The 24,059-nt window shown below is 64.3% G+C and carries 20 protein-coding genes; 8 read left to right on the forward strand and 12 right to left on the reverse strand.

The window, feature by feature from the left end:
- Positions 1-58: 58 nt before the first annotated feature.
- Together E1748_RS03955 and gltA are read right to left on the reverse strand one after the other, a co-directional pair.
- A complete protein-coding gene (locus tag E1748_RS03955; protein WP_133645835.1) occupies positions 59-2,341 on the reverse strand; it encodes an amylo-alpha-1,6-glucosidase in 2,283 nt (760 codons plus the stop codon).
- Positions 2,342-2,532: 191 nt separating this feature from the next.
- Positions 2,533-3,834 carry a citrate synthase gene (gene gltA / locus E1748_RS03960; protein WP_133645836.1) on the reverse strand — a complete coding sequence of 434 codons (1,302 nt, stop codon included), beginning with the start codon at positions 3,832-3,834 and terminating at the stop codon, positions 2,533-2,535.
- 369 nt (positions 3,835-4,203) lie between these two features.
- Here gltA and E1748_RS03965 point away from each other — a divergent pair, with 369 nt between their 5' ends.
- Complete coding sequence (locus tag E1748_RS03965; protein WP_133645837.1) at positions 4,204-4,611, forward strand: hypothetical protein; 408 nt, start codon at positions 4,204-4,206, stop codon at positions 4,609-4,611.
- 130 nt (positions 4,612-4,741) lie between these two features.
- Here the strand turns inward: E1748_RS03965 and E1748_RS03970 are convergent, their stop codons facing one another.
- The 3 genes from E1748_RS03970 to E1748_RS03980 all read right to left on the reverse strand — a co-directional run bounded on the left by E1748_RS03970 (position 4,742) and on the right by E1748_RS03980 (position 7,685).
- Positions 4,742-5,539 (reverse strand): alpha/beta fold hydrolase, encoded by a 798-nt coding sequence (locus tag E1748_RS03970; protein WP_133647224.1) that lies wholly within the window; start codon positions 5,537-5,539, stop codon positions 4,742-4,744.
- A gap of 169 nt (positions 5,540-5,708) precedes the next feature.
- A complete protein-coding gene (gene mreB, locus E1748_RS03975; protein ID WP_133645838.1) occupies positions 5,709-6,755 on the reverse strand; it encodes a rod shape-determining protein in 1,047 nt (348 codons plus the stop codon).
- A gap of 264 nt (positions 6,756-7,019) precedes the next feature.
- Entirely contained in the window at positions 7,020-7,685 is a 666-nt protein-coding gene (locus E1748_RS03980; protein ID WP_133645839.1) for an alpha/beta hydrolase, read from the reverse strand.
- Positions 7,686-7,918: 233 nt separating this feature from the next.
- Here E1748_RS03980 and E1748_RS03985 point away from each other — a divergent pair, with 233 nt between their 5' ends.
- The gene (locus E1748_RS03985; protein WP_133645840.1) at positions 7,919-9,523 is read left to right on the forward strand and encodes a DHA2 family efflux MFS transporter permease subunit; all 1,605 of its coding nucleotides are present in this window, start codon (positions 7,919-7,921) and stop codon (positions 9,521-9,523) included.
- 27 nt (positions 9,524-9,550) lie between these two features.
- Here the strand turns inward: E1748_RS03985 and E1748_RS03990 are convergent, their stop codons facing one another.
- On the reverse strand, positions 9,551-10,306 hold the full coding sequence (locus tag E1748_RS03990) for an AraC family transcriptional regulator (RefSeq protein ID WP_133645841.1): 756 nt from the start codon (positions 10,304-10,306) through the stop codon (positions 9,551-9,553).
- Between the two features lie 209 nt (positions 10,307-10,515).
- Between E1748_RS03990 and E1748_RS03995 the strand changes: the two genes are divergently transcribed.
- The gene (locus E1748_RS03995) at positions 10,516-11,430 is read left to right on the forward strand and encodes a glutaminase (protein WP_133645842.1); all 915 of its coding nucleotides are present in this window, start codon (positions 10,516-10,518) and stop codon (positions 11,428-11,430) included.
- Between the two features lie 51 nt (positions 11,431-11,481).
- Here E1748_RS03995 and E1748_RS04000 read toward each other — a convergent pair whose 3' ends face one another.
- Positions 11,482-12,366 carry a LysR family transcriptional regulator gene (locus E1748_RS04000; RefSeq protein ID WP_133645843.1) on the reverse strand — a complete coding sequence of 295 codons (885 nt, stop codon included), beginning with the start codon at positions 12,364-12,366 and terminating at the stop codon, positions 11,482-11,484.
- 127 nt (positions 12,367-12,493) lie between these two features.
- Between E1748_RS04000 and argC the strand changes: the two genes are divergently transcribed.
- The 5 genes from argC (at position 12,494) to E1748_RS04025 (ending at position 17,673) form a co-directional block, all read left to right on the forward strand.
- Positions 12,494-13,423: an N-acetyl-gamma-glutamyl-phosphate reductase gene (gene argC / locus E1748_RS04005; RefSeq protein ID WP_133645844.1), complete on the forward strand. Its 930-nt coding sequence runs from the start codon at positions 12,494-12,496 to the stop codon at positions 13,421-13,423.
- Between the two features lie 409 nt (positions 13,424-13,832).
- Positions 13,833-14,402, forward strand: a complete 570-nt coding sequence (locus E1748_RS04010) for a peroxiredoxin (RefSeq protein WP_133645845.1) — start codon at positions 13,833-13,835, stop codon at positions 14,400-14,402.
- Positions 14,403-14,681: 279 nt separating this feature from the next.
- Positions 14,682-15,458 carry a PadR family transcriptional regulator gene (locus E1748_RS04015; protein WP_133645846.1) on the forward strand — a complete coding sequence of 259 codons (777 nt, stop codon included), beginning with the start codon at positions 14,682-14,684 and terminating at the stop codon, positions 15,456-15,458.
- A gap of 87 nt (positions 15,459-15,545) precedes the next feature.
- Positions 15,546-16,361: a siderophore-interacting protein gene (locus E1748_RS04020; RefSeq protein ID WP_133645847.1), complete on the forward strand. Its 816-nt coding sequence runs from the start codon at positions 15,546-15,548 to the stop codon at positions 16,359-16,361.
- Positions 16,362-16,416: 55 nt separating this feature from the next.
- Positions 16,417-17,673, forward strand: coding sequence for an MFS transporter (locus tag E1748_RS04025; protein WP_133645848.1), 1,257 nt, complete (start codon positions 16,417-16,419; stop codon positions 17,671-17,673).
- Between the two features lie 51 nt (positions 17,674-17,724).
- Here the strand turns inward: E1748_RS04025 and E1748_RS04030 are convergent, their stop codons facing one another.
- From E1748_RS04030 to E1748_RS04050, 5 genes are all read right to left on the reverse strand, one after another.
- Positions 17,725-18,885, reverse strand: coding sequence for an enoyl-CoA hydratase/isomerase family protein (locus tag E1748_RS04030; RefSeq protein WP_133645849.1), 1,161 nt, complete (start codon positions 18,883-18,885; stop codon positions 17,725-17,727).
- Positions 18,882-19,697 carry an enoyl-CoA hydratase gene (locus E1748_RS04035; RefSeq protein WP_133645850.1) on the reverse strand — a complete coding sequence of 272 codons (816 nt, stop codon included), beginning with the start codon at positions 19,695-19,697 and terminating at the stop codon, positions 18,882-18,884. Before E1748_RS04035 ends, E1748_RS04030 begins: the two co-directional genes overlap by 4 nt.
- A complete protein-coding gene (gene mmsB / locus E1748_RS04040) occupies positions 19,694-20,590 on the reverse strand; it encodes a 3-hydroxyisobutyrate dehydrogenase (protein WP_133645851.1) in 897 nt (298 codons plus the stop codon). The genes E1748_RS04035 and mmsB overlap by 4 nt, the downstream gene beginning before the upstream one ends.
- 16 nt (positions 20,591-20,606) lie before the next feature.
- Positions 20,607-22,133, reverse strand: a complete 1,527-nt coding sequence (locus tag E1748_RS04045; RefSeq protein ID WP_133645852.1) for a CoA-acylating methylmalonate-semialdehyde dehydrogenase — start codon at positions 22,131-22,133, stop codon at positions 20,607-20,609.
- Between the two features lie 159 nt (positions 22,134-22,292).
- Positions 22,293-24,008 carry an AMP-binding protein gene (locus E1748_RS04050; RefSeq protein WP_133645853.1) on the reverse strand — a complete coding sequence of 572 codons (1,716 nt, stop codon included), beginning with the start codon at positions 24,006-24,008 and terminating at the stop codon, positions 22,293-22,295.
- Between the last annotated feature and the right edge of the window lie 51 nt (positions 24,009-24,059).

A 24,059-nucleotide genomic window follows, 5' to 3' on the forward strand; every position in this document is an offset into this window, starting at 1 on the left:
CCGGCGAAGTAGACGACAACAAATGTTACCACCGGAAAACTCACGCTCATCGACTCGCTCACAGCAATGCAACGACGCGCACGTCACCCTGTTCCGCCGACGCGACGACCTTGCCATCGACACGCCGGAACGTGATCGACACCGACGAATCGCCGACCCGCAGATCGCGGACCTCGAGCCAGTCGATACCCTCGGGCAGCATCGGTTGCTCGATGCGCACCTCGCGCGCGGTCGCATCGATCGTCACGCCGAGACACGCTTCGAGCATCATGAACGGCGAGCCCGCCGCCCACGCTTGCGGCAGACACGCGACCGGATAAGCAGTCGGCGGTTCGCCGCGTCGACGCGGAAAGCCGCAGAACAGCTCCGGCAAACGCATGTCGAAATTCACCGCAGCCTGGAACAGCGCCTGCAGCAGCCGCACCGACGACGCCTTGCTGCCGTAGCGCGCAGCACCGCGTGCGCAAAGCGCATTGTCGTGCGGCCACACGGAACCGTTGTGATACGCCATCGGATTGAAGCGCGGCTGACCGGCTGCAAGCGTGCGCACGCCCCAGCCCGTGTGGAACAGCGTCGACTCCAACGCACGCGCAACCGATTCGCCGCGCGAGCGCTCGGGCAAACCGAACGCCAGCAGGTGCCCCGCATTCGATGCGAGCACACGGCACAGCTCACCGTGCCCGTCGAGCGCGATGCCGTAGAAGCCGGCCTCCTCCATCCAGTACTTTTCCTCGACGCACGCGCGGATCGCCTTCGCGCGCTGCGTGTAGTGCGCGGCGTCTTCGGTCAGCCCGCGGCGCTGCGAGAAATTCGCCATCGTGTCGAACGCGGCGCTTGCGTACGCCTGCACTTCGACCAGCGCGATCGGCCCATCGGGGAAGCGGCCGTCCGCATGGAACACGGAATCGTGGCTGTCTTTCCAGCCCTGATTCGCGAGACCGCCATCCGATTCACGCTGATAGTCAAGCAGCCCGTAGCGGTTCTTGTCGCACACGCCGGTGACCCACTTCGCGGCGCGGTCGAGCGCGGGCCACAGTTCGTCGATCAATGCGTAGTCGCCGGTACGTGCCGCATAGGCGCCGGCCAGCACAATGAACAGCGGTGTCGTGTCGACGCCGCCGTAGTACTGCGCGAACGGCACCTCGCCGGTGGCGGCCATCTCGCTCTTGCGCATCTCGTGAATGATCTTGCCGACCGCCGCGTCGCGGAACGCCGAGTTTTCACGCGCCTGATGCTCCGCCTGGAAACGCAGCACGCCGCGTGCAAGCGACGGCTGCAGCCATAGCGTCTGCAGCGACGTGATCACCGCATCGCGGCCGAACGGCGTCGAGAACCACGGAATGCCCGCGTACGGATAGGGGCCGGACGGGAGATCGGTAGTCAGCAGACCGATGTCCGCGAGCGAGCGGTCGATCCACGCGTTGAACAGCGGATTGCTCGAACGCACGCGCGCCGACGCACGGCGCCGTTCGCGCATCACCAGGTGCGCGTCGACGAGCCCCGCACGCACGGCCGCACGCCCCACGCGCGGACGCGCCGCGTCGATCTGCGACAGATGCGCGCCGCTCAGCATGTGCGGCGGCTGCACGACACCCGCGCTCGGCGAATCGCCGGGCGCCTGCGGCAATGCTTCGACCTGCACCGACACCGACAGATAGATCGACACGCACGCCTGCGCAGGCAGGCTCACCGAATAGTCGGCACGACCCGCGAGCAGATTGTCCGGCTCCGGCGAGAACGCGATCCGCACACGTCGCGCGACGTCGTCGAGGCCGATGTAGTCGAGATGGACCTCGCCGTTGTCGATACGCGCCGGTTCGACGGTGCCCTGTTTGGCTCGTTTCAGGCCGCGCACTTCGAACATGTCGCGGAAGTCGCTCGCGAACGAAATCGACAGCGGCACGACTGCATCGCTCGTGCCGTAGTTCGTCAACTCGATTGCTTCGTTGAGCACGGTGCCCGACAGCACGCGCACGCGCTCGACGTGAATCACGCCTTCCGGCGTGCTGTCGCCACCGAGCGGCGGCAACGGACGGTTCGTCATGTGCGCGGTGAACGCCGCGTTGTCGCTGCTGACGGCGCCCGACAGCAGCGACGGTGCGCGCCCGCCGAACGTCAGGCGCAGTTGCGACAGCACGCGCGTGTCGTTGACGAACAGGCCATCGTCGTGGCCGGTGATGTCGCCGAGCGCATCATTGACGATGAATGCATCGCCCGACTTGAGCACATATTGCGCCGGGCTCGCGACGCTCTGGCTTTCCGGTGCGATAAACGCGTCCGGGTCGTGCGCGGGCTCGCCGCCCGAATGAGTCAGTCCACTGAGTGCTTCTGGATCCTGCATCAGCTTGCTCCTGTGCTGTTGGCCTTGTCGGGATTGTAGAAGGTTATGAAGGCAACGCCGGCGTTTCGTTCCCGGTTTTTTACATCGGATGCAGCGGGTGGATGCAGCGCGCGCCGCCCAAAACAAAACTGCCGCGCAAATGCGCGGCAGTGGTCATGCGGACATGGCAGGCGGGTGTTGAACCCGGTGGCCTAGCGTTGCGCGAGCGGCTTCGCTTCGCGCGGCGTCGCGCCGACGAACAGCTGACGCGGACGACCGATCTTCTGTTCCGGATCGGCAATCATCTCGTTCCACTGCGCGATCCAGCCGACCGTACGCGCCATCGCGAAGATGCACGTGAACATCGATGTCGGGATGCCCAGTGCGCGCTGCACGATGCCCGAGTAGAAATCGACGTTCGGGTACAGCTTGCGCGACACGAAGTATTCGTCTTCGAGCGCGATCTTTTCGAGCGCCATCGCGAGCTTGAACAACGGGTCGTCATGCAGGCCCAGTTCTTCGAGCACTTCGTAGCACGTCTCGCGCATCAGCTTCGCGCGCGGGTCGTAGTTCTTGTACACGCGATGGCCGAAGCCCATCAGCTTCACGCCCGAGTTCTTGTCCTTCACCTGCTCGATGAACGCCGGAATGTTGTCGACCGAGCCGATTTCTTCGAGCATGTTCAGCGCGGCTTCGTTCGCGCCGCCATGCGCCGGGCCCCACAAGCAGGCAATGCCTGCTGCGATACACGCAAACGGATTCGCCCCCGACGAACCGGCCAACCGCACCGTCGACGTCGACGCATTCTGTTCGTGGTCTGCGTGCAGGATCAGGATGCGATCGAGTGCGCGCACCAGCACGTCGTTGACCTTGTAGTCTTCGGCGGGCGTCGAGAACATCATCTGCATGAAGTTCGCGCTGTACGACAGCTCGTTGCGCGGGTACACGAACGGCTGGCCGATGCTGTACTTGTACGCCATCGCGACCAGCGTCGGCAGCTTCGCGATCATGCGGATCGCGGAGACGTCACGATGCTGCGGGTTATTGATGTCGAGCGAGTCGTGATAGAACGCCGACAATGCGCCTACTGCCGCGACAAGAATCGCCATCGGGTGCGCATCGCGGCGGAAGCCACGGAAGAAGATGTGCATCTGCTCGTGCACCATCGTGTGCTTCGTGACGGTGTCGACGAACTCGGCTTTCTGCTTCGCGTTCGGCAGTTCGCCCTTCAGCAGCAGATAGCAGCTTTCGAGAAAGTCCGCGTTCTGCGCGAGGTTATCGATCGGATAGCCGCGGTACAGCAGCTCGCCCTTGTCGCCGTCGATGTACGTGATGGCCGAATTGCACGCGGCCGTCGACATGAAACCGGGGTCGTACGTGAACTTGCCGGTCTGCGCATACAGCTTGCGGATGTCGATCACGTCCGGACCGAGCGAACCCTTGTAGATCGGCAGATCGATGGTGGTGTCGCTGTCGGAAAAGCGTAGCGTGGCGTGTGTCGTCGAATCGTTCATCTGCGTTCCTTGTTAGATCGCACCGATCGCTGCATCGATAGCCACATCGACGGCCGCGGTGCGTAGTTGCCGGGGCAGTCCGGCGTTGGCAATGCATTCTACGGTGCGAGCGGCACATCATTGCGTCGATCGCGCACAACAATCCATCTCGTCGAACGCAACACTCGTTGCAGGTCGTCGGCGAAATGAAATCTCCCTTCAACTGAACGACGGATGCAACAGTGTTTTGCCCCTGTTCGCGCTGCGCATGCGCATTCCGTCTGACATACTGAATCCGTGTTTTGCTTCCCCTCGCAAGCACATTGTCGTTTTTGGCCCGCCGTTCAGCGGCGGGCTTTTTTATCCAGTCGAAACATCAGGATGGACCCGATGAACCTCACCGTCGAAACGTTGTTCCCGGAAAACGAGCAGGAAGAAAGCGTCGTCACGGCGCTCAGCCATCAGGACATCGTCGTCGCGTTGTCGGCCGCGCTTGCGTCGCAGAAGGTTGCCGTGCTGCACATGCTGTATCCGCGTACCGATGCGCGCACGCATCACAGCCTCGATTCGCTGGTCGCGGTGCTGCATGGACATGGACTGCATCACGTTGCGCGCCTCGTCTCGCAGGAAGCGCACTACCTGCTGTTCAAGGATCCGAAGAAAGCGTGGAGAGCCTTCCAGGAAATCCGCAACGATTCGCTCGCGATCGGCGTGCACCTGTACTACAACGGGCTCGTCGGCGAAGCGGCGGAACTGGCACTCGACATCGACGCACATCCGAAAGCGCGTGCCGCGTAAAACTGCGTGAGCGGTTGCTGGTTTGGCCGGTATCAATACCGAACCGGCAGTCGCCATTGTGCCTGCGTTACAAAAAGAACGCGTGACAGCAGGCCGCTTTGGTAGATAGCTTCGGTTTAAACGCAGCCGTTCATCGAACGTCGACGCTACGAATGAATTCGTCGACGTAGCGATTGAACGCGGCCGGATGCGCGAGGTTCATTCCGTGCGACGCGCCGCGTACGGTTTCGCGCCGCGCGTCCGGACACCATTGCGCGAGCGCAGTCGCTGTGCGGCGAAACATCTCCGGACTTTTCTCGCCGTCGATCAGCAGCAGCGGACAGCGCACTTCAGCGGCCTCCTCCGGCGTGTACGGCGGTAGCGGATCGCGAAACTGCCGCACGAGCGTGCGTGCATTGTCGGTTGCCATCAAACGAAACGCGGGTGTGCTCTTCGCCCAGAATCCAGGCCGGCTCACCGAATCGACGAACAGTTGCAGGCCTGCCTGCACCGATGCGTCATCCCCCGTTTCAATCAGCTGCGCCGCACGCGCTCGCAATGCGTTGGCCGTTTCCGGCAGCTTCGCAAGCGGACGCCCGGCGATCTGCAACGGTCCGCCGGGATCGGCAAGCGTCAGCGTGCGCAGCCATTGCGGATGCCGGCGCGCGAAATGAAACGCGACGCAGCCACCGCGCGAATGCCCGACTACATGCGCGGGCCCCGCACCAAAACGCTCGAGAAATTCGGCGAGCTCGTCCGCGTGATTGCTCCAGCTAAACGGAATGTCGTCGGGGGTATCGGTGGCGGGCCAGTAGTGGGTGAGGCTCACTGCGACGCAGCGGTAGCGCGTCGAGAGTCCGGCCAGTTGCGGCTGCCAGTAGCGGTAATCGCACAGCGAGCCGTGCACGAACAGCAGCAGTTCGCCTTCGCCCGCTTCGACGTAGGGCATCTGCAAACCGTTGTGCAATGAAATGAACGAAGGCGGGGACGCAGGAACGGACTGATTCACGGACTGAGTCGGTGAGCACCGACGGCGTAAAGCGCTGATTGTCCCACAGCTCTGAAATCGTCCTGCCGTCTAGAGGTCGCGAAGGTCAATGCGAATGCGACCGCAATGATCAGTCGAATGCGTACGAATCGACCATCCCGTGCGCCGCGCCCGCGCCACGCACCGCGCAGGTCAGCGGTTCGTCGGCGACCCGTACCGTCACACCCAGTTGCTCCGACAGGCAGCGATCCAGCTGACCGAGCAGCGCGCCGCCGCCCGTCAGCACGATGCCGCCGTTCGCGATGTCGGTCACCAGTTCGGCGGGCGCGCATTCGAGCGCGGTCTTCACCGCGCCGATCACCTGCCGCAGCGGCGCGACGATCGCATCGGCGACGTCGTGATTGCTGAGTTGGACCGTGCGCGGCAGACCGTCGTCGACACTGCGACCGGTCGCGTTCATCCGCTCGAGCGGCACGTCGCGCAGTGCGGAGCCGATGGTTTTCTTCACGTGCTCGGCCGTCTGTTCGCCGAGCAGCACGCCGTACAGGCTACGTACGTAATTGACGATCGCCTGGTCGAACTGGTCGCCGCCGACCCGCACCGACCCGCTGTACACCGTGCCACCGAGCGCGATCACGCCGACCTCGGTGGTGCCGCCGCCGATGTCGACGACCATCGAACCCGTCGACGACGTAACCGGCAGACCCGCGCCGAGCGCCGACGCGAGCGATTCGCCGATCAGGCTGACCTTCCACGCGCCCGCCGACACCGCCGCTTCCTTGATCGCGCGACGCTCGACCTGGGTCGCGCCGGCCGGCACGCAGATCGTGAACGCCGCCCGTCGGCCGAACATGCCACGTGTGCCGGCCATCGCGACGAACTGGCGGATCATGTGCTCGGCTGCGGGGAAGTTCGCGATCACGCCGTGCCGCATCGGCCGCACCGCTTCGAGGTTGCCGGGTGCGCGACCGAGCATCTGCTTCGCCTCGCTGCCGACCGCCGCGACGCGCTCGCGTCCGGCTGCGGGCTGCTTCTGGAAGCACACGACCGACGGCTGGTTCAGCACGATGCCGCCGTCGTCGGTATAGATGAGCGTGTTGGCCGTCCCGAGATCGACCGCCACGTTGTGGCGGAACAGGCGGCTGAACAGCGGGGACTGCGGAATCGGTCGGGCCATGATGTGGCTCTGCGTGTATGGGCCGCCCGTTGCCTGCGACGGCTCGAATAATCGGCCCCGGCTGCGCGTGAAAGACGGATGTCCTGCCTGGTCAGGGCCCGCGCGTCGGGTGCGTTTCTGGTGCTGACTACTCGGTAAATTCAGTCGGTAAAACCAGTCGATAAACCCCGATTAAAACCAATAACGGCATACCACGACAAAACTTTAGGGATGCACAGCATCCGGATGCTGCCAGCGGAACGTGGCGTTGTCGAGTCAATCAGCTCAATCTGTCGAGTCGAACGCCTGTACGAGTGCGTCGCGACCCAGCGCGGCCCCTTCCGCGGAAATCGTATGGCCGACGTCGGGCAGCGCGTACGCGTCGACCGCGAAGCCGGCGACCGTCAATGCGTCCGCGGCCTGTTCCAGTTCGCGGACCGGGATGACCTCGTCGGCGGTGCCGTGAATCAGCGTGACCGGCGTGCGGCTGTGCGTCGCGATCGCCGATGCGAGGCGCCCCGAGTACGCAACGATTGCCGCGGCGCCGTCCGGATTCGACACCACGTGATGCAGCGCCATCATCGAGCCTTGCGAAAAGCCGATCAGCGCAAGCTGCGCGTAAGTCAGCCGCCAGTGCGCGAGTTCATCGTCGAGCCGCGCGAGCAGTGCCGGGTAAGCGGCCGCGACACGCTGCGCGCGACGGGTCGCGTCGATGTCACGCAGGCTGAACCATTGACGTCCGCCGAAGCCGCCGTCGAATGGCTCGGTGCCGTCGAGCGACACGAACGCGGTCGTCGGCAATGCACCGCGCCACGCGTCCGCGAGCGGCATCAGGTCGCGCGCGTTGCTGCCCACGCCGTGCAGCAGCACGACCAGCGACGTCGCCGGCCTGTCGGGTTGCTGATTGGCCGGCGCAGACCGCCAGCCATGTTCGAATTGCTCCCAGGCCATCCTTATCTATATCCCTGTCTCTATTGATCGATCGATTGTCTGTGAGTCCTGCCGCGTGCTTCGCGCAACGCGAAGTCGGCACACAGCCGCGAGCATACGCCGCTCGCATGGCGAGAAACAATTGGTACACGCACTGGCGTCCTGATCTGCGTACCTGCGAGGCACCCGCATCGACCGGCCCGCGCCCTTCGCGCGTCTTTCACATAGCCCTCCTGTTCAACGCCGCCGCACGAATGCAGGTATCCTTTTCCAGCCTTTTAGAACCGGAGTTTCGCTTGAGTCAACCCGCAGCCGCCCCCGCCGCTCCACCACCGCTTCAAGGGGGGCAACTCGTCCTCGCGACCATCGCGGTCGCGCTCGCAACGTTCATGACCGTGCTCGACTCGTCGATCGCGAACGTCGCGATTCCAACCATCTCAGGCAACCTCGGCGCATCGGTCGACCAGGGCACGTGGGTCATCACCGTGTTCGCGGCCTCGAACGCCGTCTCGATTCCGCTCACCGGCTGGCTCACGCAGCGCGTCGGCCAGATCAAGCTGTTCGTCGGCGCGATCCTCGCGTTCGTGATCGCGTCGTGGCTGTGCGGCATCGCGCCGACGCTGCCGATGCTGCTGCTCGCGCGCGTGCTGCAAGGCGCGGTGGCCGGTCCGCTGATTCCGCTGTCGCAGGCCATTCTGCTCAGCTCGTATCCGAAGTCCAAGTCGTCGACTGCGCTTTCGTTATGGGCGATGACCGCGACCGTCGGTCCGATCGCGGGGCCGCTGCTCGGCGGCTGGATCACCGACAGCTACAGCTGGTCGTGGATCTTCTACGTCAACATTCCGGTGGGCCTGTTCGCGGCAAGCGTCACGTGGAGCATCTATCGCCAGCGCGAAACGCAGACCAAACGTCTGCCGATCGACGTCGTCGGCCTCGGGCTGCTGGTCGCGTGGGTCGCGTCGCTGCAGGTCATGCTCGACAAGGGCAGGGACCTCGACTGGTTCAATTCGCCGACGATCGTCGCGCTCGCCATCGCGGCGATCATCAGCTTCGCGTTCTTCCTCGTCTGGGAGCTGACCGCGGAAAACCCGGTGATCGATCTGCGGCTGTTCGGGCAGCGCAATTTTCTTGGCGGCACGATCGCGATTTCGGTGGCCTACGGCGTGTTCTTCGGCAACTTCGTGCTGCTGCCGCAGTGGATGCAGGAGTACCTGAACTATCGGTCCGTCGATGCCGGGATCGTCACCGCGCCGCTCGGCGTGTTCGCGGTGATTCTTGCGCCGGTGATGGGCCGCGTGCTGCCGCGCTCCGACGCGCGGATCATCGCGACGCTCGCGTTCGTCGGCTTCGCGGTGGTGTTCTACATGCGCTCGAAGTACCTGATCGAAATCGACACGTGGCACCTCGTGCTGCCGACGCTGCTGCAGGGCATTCCGATGGCGATGTTCTTCGTGCCGCTCACCGCGATCATCCTGGCGGGCCAGCCGCCGCATCGCATTCCGGCTGCGGCGGGGCTGTCGAATTTCGTGCGGGTGTTTTGCGGCGCGGTCGGCACGTCGCTGTTCGGCAATGCATGGAACAACCGCACGGTGCTGCATCACGTGCGGCTCACCGAACAGGCGAGCGTCAACAACCCGCTCTTCAACCAGCAGATCGATGCAAGCCAGTCCCAGCTGCATCTGAGCACGCAGTCCGCGCACGCGCTGTTCGACTTCAACGTCAACACGCAGGCAGCGATGATGGGACTCGACGACATCTTCTACGTGTCAGCGATCATCTTCCTGCTGATCATTCCGCTGATCTGGATCACGCGACCCTCGAAGGGCGGCGGCGGTGCCGACGCGGCGGGTGCGCACTGAAGCGATCGCTGTTCAGGCAGGGCACCGTCAGCGGCTGTCCTGCCTGAAATAGCGCGCCGGTGTTTCGCCGAGCAGATCCTTGAACACCGCGATGAACGACGACACGTCGCTGTAGCCCACCTCGAGCGCGACCTGGGTGACGCTCGCGCCGGCATCGAGCCGCTCGAGCGCGACCAGCAGCCGCAACTGCTGACGCCACTGCCCAAAGGTCTGGCCGGTTTCCTTGACGAACAGACGCGCGGCCGTGCGCGACGTAACGCCCGCGATCAGCGCGTGCTCGTCGAGCACAGCCGGATCGGCGGGACGCGCGAGGAGCGCATCGGCGATCCGCTGGATGCGCTGGTCGCGCGGATACGGCAGCGCGAGCGGCACGGTCGCGAGTGGCGGCAGCCGGTCGAGCAGCACGCCGATCAGGCGCGCGCCGGGACCGTCGGCCACATAACCCGCACCGAAACGCGCCGCCTCGTGCAGCAGCTCGACGGCGAGGCGGTCGAGCGCGACGACACCCTGTGCCGACGGCAATGCGTCCGCGTTCACATACAACGTATATCGCGCGACCGGCCGCGCCGACGACACCCGATGCAGCAGCCCGGGCGCAATCCACAACGCGTGCTGCGGCGGCACCACCCAGAGTCCGTTTTCGGCGCGCACCGTCAGCACGCCTTCGCTGGCGTGCAACAGTTGCAGGCGCGACGACGCGCGCCATGCGTCGTCCGGCGCCTCGGCCGGCCGCGCGACGACGAACGCCGCGCAGTCGATGCTGTCTGGGTCGATTTCTTCCATATAGCTGTCTGTTTTGCCCTGCCAGAACTCGAAACAAGCCAGATTAGCATGATGTGCTTGCAGGCTGCACGGCGCAGCGCAGTAGTGATCCGTCACGACGATCGTGCAAATCGGCGCGTGGCGTGTGGGCCGCCCATTACAATCGCGGCTGCGCGCGGCATCGGCTGAGCCGCACACCGTCATGTCCCACCGTCGAACCGACCTGTTCCATGGACTATTCCGCGATTCTCGAAACGATCCTGCGTGACCTGCGCCCGCATCTGGGCACCGGCCGCGTGGCCAACTACATCCCCGAACTGGCGAACGTGCCAGCCGACCGCTTCGGCATGGCGATCGTCACCGTCGCGGGCGACGTCTACCGGATCGGCGATGCGGACGAGCGCTTCTCGATCCAGAGCATCTCGAAGCTGTTCGCGTGCACGATCGCGTTCCAGCTACTCGGCGACGAGTTGTGGACGCGCGTCGGCCGCGAGCCGTCGGGCACCGCGTTCAATTCGCTGGTGCAGCTCGAAGCCGAACAGGGTAAGCCGCGCAATCCGTTCATCAATGCGGGCGCACTGGTCGTAACCGACGTGCTGAGCCGGCGCTTCGTAAGCGCCGAAACCGCGCTCGTCGAATTCATGCGACGGCTCACCGGCGAGCGCAGCATCGACTACGACATGCGCGTCGCGCAGTCCGAACTGGAGCACGCGCATCGCAACCGCGCGATGGCGCATTTCATCGCGAGCTTCGGCAACCTCACGATGCCGCCGGAAACGGTCATCGACGCGTACTGCCGGCAATGCGCGATCTCGATGAGCTGCGTCGAACTCGCGCGCGCGGCGCTGTTCCTCGCGAATGGCGGCGTCGTGCCGTCGACCGGCGAACGGATTCTCGACGTCAGTTCGGCTAAACGACTGTCGGCGCTGATGCTCACGTGCGGCACCTACGATGCGGCCGGCGACTTCGTCTACCGCGTCGGTCTGCCGGCGAAAAGCGGCGTGGGCGGCGGCATCGTTGCGGTGCTGCCTGGAGAGATGGCGGTCTGCGTGTGGTCGCCGGGGCTCGATGCGCATGGGAATTCGCTTGCGGGGGTGCTTGCGCTTGAGGCGTTGACCACACTGACCGGGCATTCGATCTTTTGATACGTTCTGGGTAGATGTCCTGAAGGTTCACGACGCGACAAACGGCAACGCCTATGCCAATCGCAGAGCCCACAACACATCGAGTACGTGTTGCGTTGAACGCTCGACGTTCCCGGCACGATGTGCGATGCCCAACCGACGCCATAAAGCCGGGCGCAGCGGACGCATGACGATGCGCCGGTCGGGTAATGGGGTGGTGGCTTCATGAGGCAGCAGCGCTGCGCCGTAACCTGCCGCTACCAGACTCTTGATAGCGTCGTTGTAGTTGAGTTGAATGCGCGGCACAGGATGATGTCCTCCGATTGCAAACCACTCCGCAGTCAGGCGCGAAAGACGCGTGGTCGCGTCATTGAGAATGAGAGGCTGAGCAGCGAGCCATTCAGGCGTGACGCGCGCCGGACACCGCCAGTGCGCCGGCACAAAGGCCATCACAGGGTCACGGCGCCAGGGCTTTATCACGAGTCCAGCTATTGGAGGCTGAGGGAGCGCGACCAGCCCAACATCCAGCGTCCCTTCCGCCAGTCGGGTTAGCGTTTCTTGCGAAGTCAGTACCGCGACCTGAATGTCGATGGCGGGATGGTGTTTGCGCAGCACTTCAAGTGCCTGGGGCAGCAGGTGCGCAATCGCACCGGTCGAGGCTGCAAGCCGAACGCGCCCGGCAAGCCCCTGAACCTGTCGTTGAACATCGTCTAGCGCCTGCTCCGCATCGGCCAGCAGTCGACGCGCGCGTTCGACCAGCAACTCGCCTGTTGCCGACGGTCGAACATGGCCCCGCTTCCGCAACAGGAGCGGAGCCCCGATGCGATCCTCCAGATCAGCGATGTGGAGGCTGACCGTGGGTGGTGCCAGATTCAACGCACGCGCTGCGTCGGCGAATGAGCCTCGGTCTGCAATAGCGACCAGCGTGCGCAAGCGGTCCAGACTGATCTCTCGCATATCGTTGTCCAGATTCAGAGAAACTGAATGTTCAGGTTATGAAATTCAACTTTCTCTATTCTAGCGGTGCACGGAAGATAACAGCCTCGTTCTACTGTTATTGACTGGCCACCGGAGCACTCCACGTATGAGCCCTCCCCTTGTTTTCATCGACGGCGACCAAGGCACCACGGGGTTGCAAATTCACGAACGGCTTCGCAACCGGACCGATCTGACACTGGTCACGCTTCCCGCAGCGGAACGCAAGGATTCCAGACGTCGCGCCGAAGCCATCAACGCCTGCGATGTCGCCATCCTCTGCCTGCCTGATGCCGCTGCGCGCGAGGCGGTGGACGCGATTGTTAATCCCGCAGTCAGAGTCATCGACGCAAGTTCGGCTCACCGCACACAACCGGACTGGACATACGGTTTTCCGGAAATGACGCCGGGACAGCCTGAGCGCATCGCGGACGCACGCCGCGTCACCAACCCCGGTTGCTATCCGACGGGCGCAATCGGCTTGTTGCGCCCCCTGCTGGCGGCTGGGCTGATATCGGGCAACTACCCGATCGGCATTTACGCGGTATCCGGCTACTCCGGTCGCGGGCGTGCCGGCGTAGAGGAACACGAGGGACAGGGTGCCGTCAGCGCGCCTGCATACCAGGTGTACGGCCTGGAACTCGCGCACAAGCACACGCCGGAGATCCAGCTGCACGCCGGGCTCGCGCAGCGTCCGATCTTCGTCCCTGCGTATGGGGCATTCCGCCAGGGTATCGTGTTGACAGTGGCCCTGGAGTTACGGCTGCTGGCACCTGATGTAGATGGCGCCGCGTTACACGCATGCCTCACACGCCACTACGCAGAGACCGCCCACGTACATGTCTTGCCGCTGAGCGAATCGCGTGCCTTGAAGCATCTGGATCCGCAGATACTGAACGGCACGAACGACATGCGCTTGAGCGTGTTTCCTAACATCGAACACGGGCAAGTCCTGCTGTCCGCAGTTTTCGACAATCTCGGCAAAGGCGCCTCCGGTGCTGCAGTTCAGAATCTGAACCTGATGCTCACGCGGCAATAGCAATCGATGGCTTGAGCTAGCGCCTGGCTGGACGCATATGCCAGCGATTGTTGTCGATCCGGACGTCCCATTTTGCTCCGGCCGCAGTCGACGCAAACCCACCAGTCGTTGCATCCGAAAGCGGCCGTGGCGAACCGGGTGAAAACTGGTAGAAACGGAAGCAAGGGCACCGCATAAGACATCCGTTGACGAGTTGAGCCACTGAAGGCACAGTCGTTACCTATGCACGCCCTCACGTCCTTTACGATTGCGATTCGTCACCATGCGCATACCCACTGGGGACTGCCGCTGGGGACGTGCATACGCTAGCAATTTGACGCAACATGCGCCACGAAGCCCCGCCGGCCACGACGGGGCTTTTTGTTTTCTGGGCGCCCCATCCGTCGTCGGCTCACTGAGAGAGCTAAACATGAAAGATCCGATGGACATCGACTGGTCAACCCTGCCGGTCCCTATAGACGACGGCAGGGCAAGTCACCTGACCGGGCAGTGCGTGCCGAGCATTGTGTTGAACTCGACAGACGGAGACACCGTCGACCTGAGTCGTCTAGCGGGCCGCACCGTTGTTTACGCCTACCCACGGAAAAAGCTTCCGGACGAGCTGCCGCCCGACGGATGGTTTTCGATTCCCGGCGCACCGGGATGTACGCCGCAGTCGTGTGCCTTCCGCAATCATGCTGCGGAAATCAAGGCAGCAGGCGCAAGCTGTATCTTCGGACTCTCAACGCAAGATACGCCGTATCAAAGAGGCGCCGTCGAGCGTCTGCATCTCCCCTATCCGCTGTTATCAGACGAGCATCTCTTGCTGACGACGGCTCTTTCCCTTCCGACCTTCACTACTGCGGGCATGACGTTGTTGAGGCGCTTGACGATGGTCATTAACGACGGCGTGATCGAACATGTTTTCTATCCGGTGTTTCCGCCCGATCAAAATGCGGCTGAAGTGCTTGCCTGGTTAAAGACGCGATGCGATAAGTGAGCGTCTAATCTCGCATCAGTTGCTGGTGTCGAGAGGCTGATTGGCGCGGAGCTTGAGCCGCGTGGCATAGCGCCCACGCGCCTGCCGATCTGTCGGCGCGCACCCTCCCCAGTGCGCCGTTCCCTCCGCCATTTCTTTCGTTTCGCCTGCCGCCCTGTCGCGTCAGGCGCGCGCCTCGACACCCACAAAAAATCCCCCTTCCCCCCAAAAATCCCTTTGACAAACTATCTTTAGATATATATCTTACGATGCATCTTATGACACACAAGGAGCATCGTCATGCAAAGACACTTTCATCATCGCCACCACCACACCCACGCCCACGACGGCTTTTCGTTCCCCGACCGCTTTTCGCTTCACGCCCTCTGGCACGCGATGGGCGGCCCGCGCGGCGGTGGCGGCCGCGGCGGTTTCTTCGGTGACCCGGGCGGCTTCGGCGGCCAGGGTTTCGGTGGCGGCGGTGGCGGCCGGGGCGGGTTCGGCGGCGGAATGGGCGACGGCGACGGTTTTCCGCGCGGCCGCAAATTCACGTCCGACGATCTGCAACTGCTGCTGCTCGCGCTACTCGAAAACCAGCCCAGCCACGGCTACGAACTGATCAAGGCGCTCGAAACGCGCTCGAACGGTTTCTACGCGCCGAGCCCCGGCATGGTCTACCCGGCGCTGACGTATCTCGAAGAACTGAACTACGTCACCGTCGAGCTCGAAGGCAACCGCAAGCGCTATGCGCTCGACGAACCCGGCCGCGCGTATCTCGCGTCGAACCGCGAGCGCGTCGATCTGATGCTCGCGAAGCTCACGCACATCGCTCGCAAGATGGATTCGGTGCGACGCGCGTTTGCCGGCGAAGAAGCACTCGACCCGAACGAAGGCGGCTGGCTGCCGGAACTGCTGCGGGCCCGTCACTCGCTAAAGCATGCGCTGATGATGCGCACGAACGCGCCGCTGGACGAGCAGCGACGCATCGCGGAGATCCTCGATCGCGCGACGCAGGAAATCGAAGGCGGTGGTCCCGCGCCGGCAACGGAAAGAACGGGAAGCCGCGACGGCCGCTGATCGCCCGCCCGCTTCACGTCGCCTGCCCAGCAGACTCAGCGCGGCCGCCGCCACACACAGAAGCATCAAAGAACAAGGAGCATTCCCATGCAGGAACACATCGATCTGGCGGTCTCTCGCGTTCGCCATCCGCTGAAATTCCGTCTGCTGCGCGTGGCGCGTATCCGTGGGGTGACGCCGCATCTGCTGCGCGTCACGCTGACCGGCGACGATCTGGACGACTTCGCGTCCGCGTCGTTCGACGATCACGTGAAGGTCTTCTTCCCCGCACCGGGCGAAGACCAGCCCGTCGTACCCGAAGCCGGCCCGAATGGTCCGGTGTTTCGCGACGACGTGCCTCGTCCGGTTGCACGCGATTTCACACCGCGCCGGTTCGACCGCGCAGCACGCGAACTCGATCTCGAGTTCGCACTGCACGAAGCCGGTCCCGCTACCGAGTGGGCATTGCAGGCGAAGGTCGGCCAGTGTCTCGGCATCGGCGGGCCGCGTGGTTCGCTGGTGATCCCGACCGGGTTCGACTGGCATCTGCTGATCGGCGACGACACCGCACTGCCCGCGATCGCGCGGCGGCTCGAGGAATTGCCGGCCGGCACGCGCGTCGCAGCCGTGCTCGAAGTGGCGGATCCGTCCGCGCGCATCGAGTTCGACACGGCGGCAGACGTACACACGGTATGGCGTTATCGCGAGGATTCGCCGTATCGCGGCGACGCATTGCTGCAGGCGGTACGCGACACCTATCTGCCGGACGGCGAGGGCTACGTCTGGGCCGCCGGCGAATCGGCGACGATGCGTGCCGTGCGTTACCACCTCTGCACGGAGCGCGGCATCGACAAGTCGCGCATCCGCGCCGCCGCTTACTGGAAACAGGGCTCGCAGGCCGTCCACGAAAACCTCGACGACTGATGCCACGCGCCCTTCACTCTCATCGCGGCCGCACCGGCCGCAAGGAACTTCATCTATGTACTCATTGAGTGCAACGCACGAACGCCGTCTGCTATGGCTGCTCGCGCTGACGCAGTTCACCATCATCATGGACTTCATGGTGATGATGCCGCTCGGTCCGCAGATCATGCACGCGTTCAACATCTCACCGTCCGCGTTCGCCGCGGCCGTGTCGGCGTACTCGTGGTGCTCGGGGCTGTCAGGCCTGCTCGCCGCGACGTATATCGACCGCTTCGACCGGCGCAAGCTGCTGCTCATCGTGTATGCGCTGTTCGCCGTATCGAACCTCGCGTGCGCGTTCGCCGACAGCTACCCGCTGCTGCTCGCGGCCCGCGCGTTTGCCGGCCTCACCGGCGGCGTGCTGGGCTCGATCATCATGGCGATCGTCAGCGACGTGATTCCGGTCGCACGCCGCGGCGCTGCAACGGGCACGATCATGACCGCGTTTTCGATTGCAGCGATTGCCGGCGTGCCGGCCGGCGTGATGCTCGGCGCGCATTTCAGCTGGGCTGCGCCGTTCGTGTTGCTGGTGGTGCTGTCGGTGATCATCTGGATTGCCGGGTCGACCATCGTGCCGACGCTCAACCAGCATCTGGCGAAGCGACCACCGCCGCTGTCGGAAGTGCTGCCGAACCTGTACAAGCTGTTCGCCAATGCGCGGCACCTGAACGCGTTCGCGCTGACCTTCCTGGTGATGATCTCGCACATGCTGGTGATCCCGTTCATCTCGCCGACGCTCGTCGCGAATCACGGTATCGCACCCGCGCAACTGTCGTGGCTGTACATGGCGGGTGGTGCGGCGACGTTCTTCACGTCGCGCGTGATCGGCCGGCTCGCGGATCGCTACGGCAAGCATCGCGTGTTCCGCGTCTTCGTCGTGCTGTCGATGGTGCCGGTGCTGTTCGTCACGCATCTGCCCGAAGTGTCGTTCCTCGTGATGCTGGCGTTCTTCCCGATCTTCATGATCGTGATGTCCGGGCGGATCGTGCCGATGCAGGCTCTGCTGACGACGGTGCCGCAACCGTCGCAACGCGGCGCGTTCCTCAGCGCGAACAGCGCGCTGCAGGCGCTCGGCACCGGCTGCGGTGCGTGGTTCGGCGGATTGATGCTGTCGTCGGGTAGCGGCGGTCAGATTCTCGGCTACGGCGCGGTCGGCTGGATCGCGGTAGCGGTCGCGCTGTGCGCGGTGCTGTGGGTAGGCCGCGTGACGGCGGCAGGCGACCATCCGGCCGCCCGCCCGCCGCTCGGCGGTGAATCGATGGGCGAAGCTTAAGTCTTGCCAAAAAGGTCTTGCCAAAAAGCCGCGTGGACGCGAAGTCTGCGTCTACGCGGCAACTCCTGTCGCTGCAGCGGCACCGAGATCCGCCAGCGGATGCGCATCGCGCCGCCACGGCGAACTCAGAAAATGGCGCACACGTTCGGGCCGTACTTCGGCGAGCGTCGCCGGTGCCCAGCGCGGCCGACGATCCTTGTCGACCAGATGCGCGCGCACTCCCTCACAGAAATCACCGTCCGCCACCGCGCGGGCACCGATCCCCAACTCCATCCGGAAGCAGTCGGCGAGCGGCATCTGCCGGCCGCGCAATAGCGCTTCGCGCGTCACGTGCAGCATCGTCGGCGAGTGCGCGGTCAGCGCGTCATACGTCGCCTGCTGCCATTGACGCACTTCGCGCGGTGCCTCGCGATCGAGATCGTGACGCAACGACGCGACGATCCGGTCGATCCCCGACCGACGATCGAAATACCGCATGATCAGTTGCGTGAACGGCCCGAGCGGCGCATGCGGCACGAGATTCGACGGCGGTTCGAACACACCGCGCAACGCATACAGCAAACTGGCCGACGTCGTCGCATCGGTGGGCATGCGCTCGAGCCGCATCTCGAACGAAGCGAGCCACTCGGACGGCACGCAGACGTCGGCGAGCTGGCACATCAGCGCGTCCGCGCCGGTCAGCGTGACGCCGGTCAATCCCATGTACAACGCGGCTTCCACCGGCATCGACGCGAGGAAATGCGTCGCGCCGACGTCCGGCAGAAAACCGATGCGCGTCTCGGGCATCGCGATCTTCGTGCGCTCGGTGACGACGCGCAACGATGCGGCCTGGCCGAGCCCCATGCCGCCGCCCATCGTAATGCCGTCGAGCAGCGCGACGATCGGTTTGCCGAACGTATGCAGCGCGTAGTCGAGCCGGTATTCGTCGATGAAGAAGTCCTGCCACGCGGAGTTTCCCGCGCGCGCCAGCTGATACAGCGCACGCACGTCGCCACCCGCGCAGAAGCCTTTGTCGCCCGCGCCGCGCAGCACGAGCGCGACGATCGAATCGTCGTGGCGGCAGCGTTCGAGCAGATCGGCGAGCGTGCGCACCATGCCGTGCGACAGCGCGTTGAGTGCGGCTGGCCGGTTCAGCGTGACGATCGCGACGCGGTTGACGACGCGAAACAGTACTTCGTCCTGGGTTTCGGTGGACTGCGGGGCTGCGTTCATCGCGCGGCGCCCTCCGCTTTTGAATTCGGAGTTGCGTCGGCCCCTTGCCAGCGCGGTGCGCGCTTCTCGAGAAACGCGGCAACGCCTTCGCGTTGATCGGCGCCGTCGAACAGATCGACGAACCGTTCGCGCTCAACCGCAAGCGCTGCGCCACGCGGCACCCCGTTGCGCGCCTGATGGATAAGATGCTTGCTGAACGCAACCGCCTGCGGGCTCAGCGTGGAAACGCGCGCGGCCATCTCGAGCGCGGCAGCGCGCGCACCGCCACGCGCGACCACTTCTTCGACGAGCCCGATACGCAACGCAGTCGGTGCATCGACGCGCTCGCCGGTCAGGATCATCCGCTTCGCCCAGCCTTCGCCGACGAGCCACGGCAGCGTCTGCGTACCGCAGCCGCACGGCAGCAAACCAACCGCAGTTTCGGGCAGCGCGAGTAGCGCATGTTCCTCGGCGATACGTACGTCACACGACAACGCGCATTCGAGTCCGCCGCCCATCGCATAGCCGTTGATCGCCGCGATCACGACTGCACGCGCATTCTGTAGCGCTTCGAACGCGGCACCGAAACGCACCGAAGCTTCGCGCGCAACTTCGCGGTTGCCGTCGGCGAACGTATTCAGATCGGCGCCCGCACTGAAAAACTTCGGACCGTCGCCGGTGATGACGATGGCGCGCACGCGTGCGTCTCGATCGAGCGTGCCGATCGTCTGGCGCAGTTGTTCGAGCCCGTCCGGTGTAAATGCGTTCGCCGGCGGACGATGCAGCGTCAGCAGCGCAGTGGCACCGTCGTTCACGTAATCGACGTCGATCATTGCTTGCCCCCGTCGTCGCGATACAGCTTGATCACCGCAGAGAAGTCGAGGCGCCCCGCGCCTTTCGTGCTCATCGTCTGATACAGCTGTTGCGCGAGCGCGCCGAGATAGACCGGCCGACGCGCGAGCTTCGCAGCGTCGGTCGCGAGGCCGAGATCCTTCAGCATCAGATCGGTGCCGAAGCCACCGGTGTAGCCACGCGAAGACGGCGCCGTCGCGACCACGCCAGGGAACGGGTTGTACGTGTCCGAACTCCAGCAGCGCCCCGTCGACGTGTTGATGATCCCGCCGAGCACCTGCGGATCGATGCCGAGTGCTTCGCCGAGCGACATCGCTTCAGCGACGCCCGCCATCGTGATGCCTAGCACGAGGTTGTTGCAGATTTTCGCGACCTGTCCGGTGCCGGTGTCGCCGCAATGGACGATGTTCTTGCCCATCCCCGACAGCACCGGCTTCACGTGTTCGTACGCGTCCTTGCTCCCGCCGACCATGAAGGTCAGCGTGCCGGCCGCCGCACCGCCGGTGCCACCCGACACGGGCGCATCGACGAACGTGTTGCCGTGCTCCGCGGCGAGCGCCGCGAACGCGTGCACGCTGGCGGGATCGATGGTGCTCGAATCGATGATCGTCACGCCGCGCGCGATGCCTGCGAGTACACCGTCTTCTGACGTGAGCACGCTGCGCACGTGCGCGGCTGCCGGCAGCATCGTGATTACGCATTCGGCGCCCTGCACCGCCGCTTTCGGCGATGCGGCCGACTGCGCGCCGGCATCGACGAGCGTGCGCACCGCGTCCTGGCTGAGATCGAACACGCTCAGTGCGTGGCCCGCTTTCAGCAGATTGAGCGCCATCGGTGCGCCCATGTTGCCTAGTCCGATGAAACCGATTTTCATGAGACGTCCTTTGTCGTTAGCGCAGGCTGATCGTCGTATTCACGCCATCGTTCGTCGTCGCGTCATCGAACCAGCGCGCGGTGACGGTCTTCGTCTGCGTATAGAACTGCACGACCTGCTTGCCGTACGGACCGAGATCGCCAAGCTTCGAACCGCGCGACCCCGTGAAGCTGAAGAACGGCACCGGCACCGGAATCGGAATGTTGATGCCGACCTGGCCGATATCGATCTCCGCCTGGAAGCGCCGCGCCGCCGCACCGCTCTGCGTGAACAGGCCGACGCCGTTACCGAACGGATTGCGGTTGACGAGCGCAATCGCTTCATCGAGCGTCGCCGCGTGCAGCACGAGCAGCACCGGGCCGAAGATCTCGGTGCGATAGATTTCCATGTCGGTCGTCACATCGGTGAAAACCGTCGGGCCGATGAAATTGCCGTCTTCGTAACCGTGCACTTTCGCGTCGCGACCGTCGAGCGCGAGCGTCGCGCCCTCGTCCACGCCCACGCCGATCAGCTTCATCACACGCGCTTTCGCCGCACGCGACACGAGCGGCCCGACATCGGTGCCTGTCTCGTGGCCTGCGTTCACCTTAAGCGTCTTCGCCTTCGCGACGAGGTCGGGCAGCCACTGTTGAGCAGCACCGACCAGCACGACCGCCGACGTCGCCATGCAACGCTGCCCCGCCGCACCGAACGACGCACCGGCCAGCGCATTCAACGTCTGCTCGCGGTTCGCGTCGGGCAAAACGACTGCGTGATTCTTCGCGCCCATCATCGACTGCACACGCTTGCCGTGTTCGCTTCCGAGCCGGTACACATGCGTGCCGACAGCAGTCGAACCGACGAACGAAATTGCTTTAACGAGCTCATGCGTGCACAACCCGTCGACGACTTCTTTACCGCCATGCACGACATTGAGCACACCCTTCGGCACCCCCGCTTCGAGCGCGAGTTCGACGAGCGCCATCGTCGACATCGGATCCTGCTCGGACGGCTTCAGCACGAACGTGTTGCCGCAGACGATCGCCATCGGGAACATCCACAGCGGAATCATCGCGGGGAAGTTGAACGGCGTGATGCCGGCGCACACGCCGAGCGGCTGCTGCAGCGTGTAGGTATCGACGCCGCCCGCGACGTTCTCCGCGAAATCGCCTTGCTGCAGCGTGCCGATCGAGCATGCGTGCTCGACGACTTCGAGGCCGCGAAATATGTCGCCTTCCGCATCGGGCAGCGTCTTGCCCTGCTCGGCGGTGAGAATCTTCGCGATGCGCGGCATGTGCTCGCGAATCAGCGCCTGGTACCTCAACATCACGCGCATCCGCGCGCCGAGCGGTGTGTGCTTCCACGTCGCGAATGCGGCGTGCGCGGCGCGCACGGCCGCGTCGACTTCGCCGGCAGTCGCGAACGGCACGCGCGCGAGCACCTGCTGCGTCGCGGGATTCACGATGTCGCGCCACTCCGTGGTTTGCGATTCGACGAATTCGCCGTCGATCAGCAGTTTTACCGACGGTGCAGTGCTCGTTACCGTGGATGGGTTTGCGTTCATGCTGTCTCTCCAATGTTGGTCGTAGTCAGCGCATCCACGCTTACTGCAACCCCATGTCACGCCCGACGACGCGACGGAAATAAACGACCGACGAACACGCCGGCCCCATGTGCTACGTTCGTTGCACGACGCGCGCTGAACCACCAGACAGCGCGACGCTCATTTGCTATTCGCACCCGACAGCTCCGGAAAATCCTCTTCCCAGTACTCCCCCGGAAGACGCGCCGGCTCCGCCTCGCGTTCCAGTTCGCGACGCCGCAATTCGACGCGGCGGATCTTGCCCGAGATGGTTTTCGGCAGCTCGCTGAATTGCAATCGACGGATCCGCTTATACGACGCAAGCTTCTCGCGTGAAAACGCGAACACGCTGCGTGCAAGTTCGGGACCCGCTTCGAAACCATGACGCACGGTGACGAATGCCTTCGGCACCGACAACCGCAACGCGTCCGCGCTCGGCACCACGGCGGCCTCGGCGATCGCTTCGTGTTCGATCAGCACGCTCTCGAGTTCGAACGGGCTCAGCCGATAGTCGGACGACTTGAACACGTCGTCGGCGCGGCCCACGTAGACGTAATAACCGTCGTCGCGACGCAGCGCGACATCGGACGTGTGATAGAAGCCGTTGCGCATCGACTCGGCGGTCGCCTTCGCGTTGTTCGCGTAACCCGTCATCAGGCCGAGCGGACGTTGCGCGATCGGCAACGCGATCTCGCCTTCGGTCGCCGGACAATCGTCCGCATCGACGAGTTCGATCGTGTAGCCCGGCAGCGCTCTTCCCATCGATCCGGGCACGACCGGCTGTCCCGGCGAATTGCCGATCTGGCAGGTGGTTTCGGTCTGACCGTAGCCGTCGCGGATCGTCACGCCCCACGCATGACGGACGCGCTCGATGACCTCGGGATTCAACGGCTCGCCCGCACCGACTATCTCGCGCAGTTTCACTGCATGCGATGCAAGCGGTTCCTGCACGAGCATGCGCCACACGGTAGGCGGCGCGCACAGCGTCGTCACGTTGAAGTTGACCAGCGCCTCGAGCGTTTCCTTCGGCACGAAGCGCGCATAGTTGAAGACGAACACGCACGCCTGCGCATTCCACGGCGCGTAGAAGCAGCTCCACGCGTGCTTCGCCCAGCCGGGTGAGCTGATGTTCCAGTGAATGTCGCCGGGCTGCAGACCGATCCAGTACATCGTCGACAGATGGCCGACGGGGTAGCTCTCGTGCGTGTGTTCGACGAGCTTCGGTTTCGACGTCGTGCCCGACGTGAAGTACAGCAGCATCGGATCGGAGGCGCGCGTCGGCGCATCGGGTTCGAATGTGGCCGGCGCATCGTACGCTGCTGAGAGACTGGTCCATCCATCGCGCGGCGCACCGGCGACGAGACGCGTGATGCTCGCATCGAGCGCAGCGAATTTGCCGGTCTCCGCGCTATCGACCACGACGTGCTGCGCGCCGCCGATCTGCACGCGATCGCGCACGTCATCGGCGGACAGTTGCGTCGTCGCGGGCAACACGATCGCGCCGAGCTTCATCGCGGCGAGCATCACGTCCCACAGTTCGACGCGATTCGGCAGCATCAGCAACAGATGATCGCCGCGCCGCACGCCGAGCCCACGCAGAAAATTCGCCATCCGCGACGAGCGCTCCGACATCTGCGCAAACGACAGCTTGAGACCGGGGCCGGTGAGATCGTCGACGATCCACAGCGCGGGAGTGTCGTTACCGCGCGCCATCACGTCGAAGTAGTCGAGCGCCCAGTTGAACTCGCCGAGCGCGGGCCACGCGAACTCGCGATACGCACGGTCGTAGTCCGTGCGATGACGCAACAACAGGTCGCGTGCATCGACGAAGGCTTTCGCTGCGGTGCTTTGGGTCATTCCTGTCTCCTAGCCTTAAAGTCGGCCCCTTCAGGGCTCTTCGTAAAACAC

The organism is Paraburkholderia flava (assembly GCF_004359985.1).
Classification (GTDB): Bacteria; Pseudomonadota; Gammaproteobacteria; order Burkholderiales; family Burkholderiaceae; genus Paraburkholderia; species Paraburkholderia flava.

What these genes read in the sequence shown, in the direction of transcription:
- E1748_RS03995 (WP_133645842.1), top strand. Translation starts at nt 10,516, where the DNA reads ATGGACTATTCCGCGATTCTCGAAACGATCCTGCGTGACCTGCGCCCG.
- argC (WP_133645844.1), top strand. Translation starts at nt 12,494, where the DNA reads ATGAGCCCTCCCCTTGTTTTCATCGACGGCGACCAAGGCACCACGGGG.
- gltA (WP_133645836.1), bottom strand. Translation starts at nt 3,834, where the DNA reads ATGAACGATTCGACGACACACGCCACGCTACGCTTTTCCGACAGCGAC.
- E1748_RS04010 (WP_133645845.1), top strand. Translation starts at nt 13,833, where the DNA reads ATGAAAGATCCGATGGACATCGACTGGTCAACCCTGCCGGTCCCTATA.
- E1748_RS04045 (WP_133645852.1), bottom strand. Translation starts at nt 22,133, where the DNA reads ATGAACGCAAACCCATCCACGGTAACGAGCACTGCACCGTCGGTAAAA.
- E1748_RS04025 (WP_133645848.1), top strand. Translation starts at nt 16,417, where the DNA reads ATGTACTCATTGAGTGCAACGCACGAACGCCGTCTGCTATGGCTGCTC.
- E1748_RS04015 (WP_133645846.1), top strand. Translation starts at nt 14,682, where the DNA reads ATGCAAAGACACTTTCATCATCGCCACCACCACACCCACGCCCACGAC.
- E1748_RS04000 (WP_133645843.1), bottom strand. Translation starts at nt 12,366, where the DNA reads ATGCGAGAGATCAGTCTGGACCGCTTGCGCACGCTGGTCGCTATTGCA.
- E1748_RS04035 (WP_133645850.1), bottom strand. Translation starts at nt 19,697, where the DNA reads ATGATCGACGTCGATTACGTGAACGACGGTGCCACTGCGCTGCTGACG.
- E1748_RS04050 (WP_133645853.1), bottom strand. Translation starts at nt 24,008, where the DNA reads ATGACCCAAAGCACCGCAGCGAAAGCCTTCGTCGATGCACGCGACCTG.
- E1748_RS03965 (WP_133645837.1), top strand. Translation starts at nt 4,204, where the DNA reads ATGAACCTCACCGTCGAAACGTTGTTCCCGGAAAACGAGCAGGAAGAA.
- E1748_RS03980 (WP_133645839.1), bottom strand. Translation starts at nt 7,685, where the DNA reads ATGGCCTGGGAGCAATTCGAACATGGCTGGCGGTCTGCGCCGGCCAAT.
- E1748_RS04020 (WP_133645847.1), top strand. Translation starts at nt 15,546, where the DNA reads ATGCAGGAACACATCGATCTGGCGGTCTCTCGCGTTCGCCATCCGCTG.
- E1748_RS03990 (WP_133645841.1), bottom strand. Translation starts at nt 10,306, where the DNA reads ATGGAAGAAATCGACCCAGACAGCATCGACTGCGCGGCGTTCGTCGTC.
- E1748_RS03970 (WP_133647224.1), bottom strand. Translation starts at nt 5,539, where the DNA reads ATGCCCTACGTCGAAGCGGGCGAAGGCGAACTGCTGCTGTTCGTGCAC.
- mmsB (WP_133645851.1), bottom strand. Translation starts at nt 20,590, where the DNA reads ATGAAAATCGGTTTCATCGGACTAGGCAACATGGGCGCACCGATGGCG.
- E1748_RS04030 (WP_133645849.1), bottom strand. Translation starts at nt 18,885, where the DNA reads ATGAACGCAGCCCCGCAGTCCACCGAAACCCAGGACGAAGTACTGTTT.
- E1748_RS03955 (WP_133645835.1), bottom strand. Translation starts at nt 2,341, where the DNA reads ATGCAGGATCCAGAAGCACTCAGTGGACTGACTCATTCGGGCGGCGAG.
- E1748_RS03985 (WP_133645840.1), top strand. Translation starts at nt 7,919, where the DNA reads ATGCAGGTATCCTTTTCCAGCCTTTTAGAACCGGAGTTTCGCTTGAGT.
- mreB (WP_133645838.1), bottom strand. Translation starts at nt 6,755, where the DNA reads ATGGCCCGACCGATTCCGCAGTCCCCGCTGTTCAGCCGCCTGTTCCGC.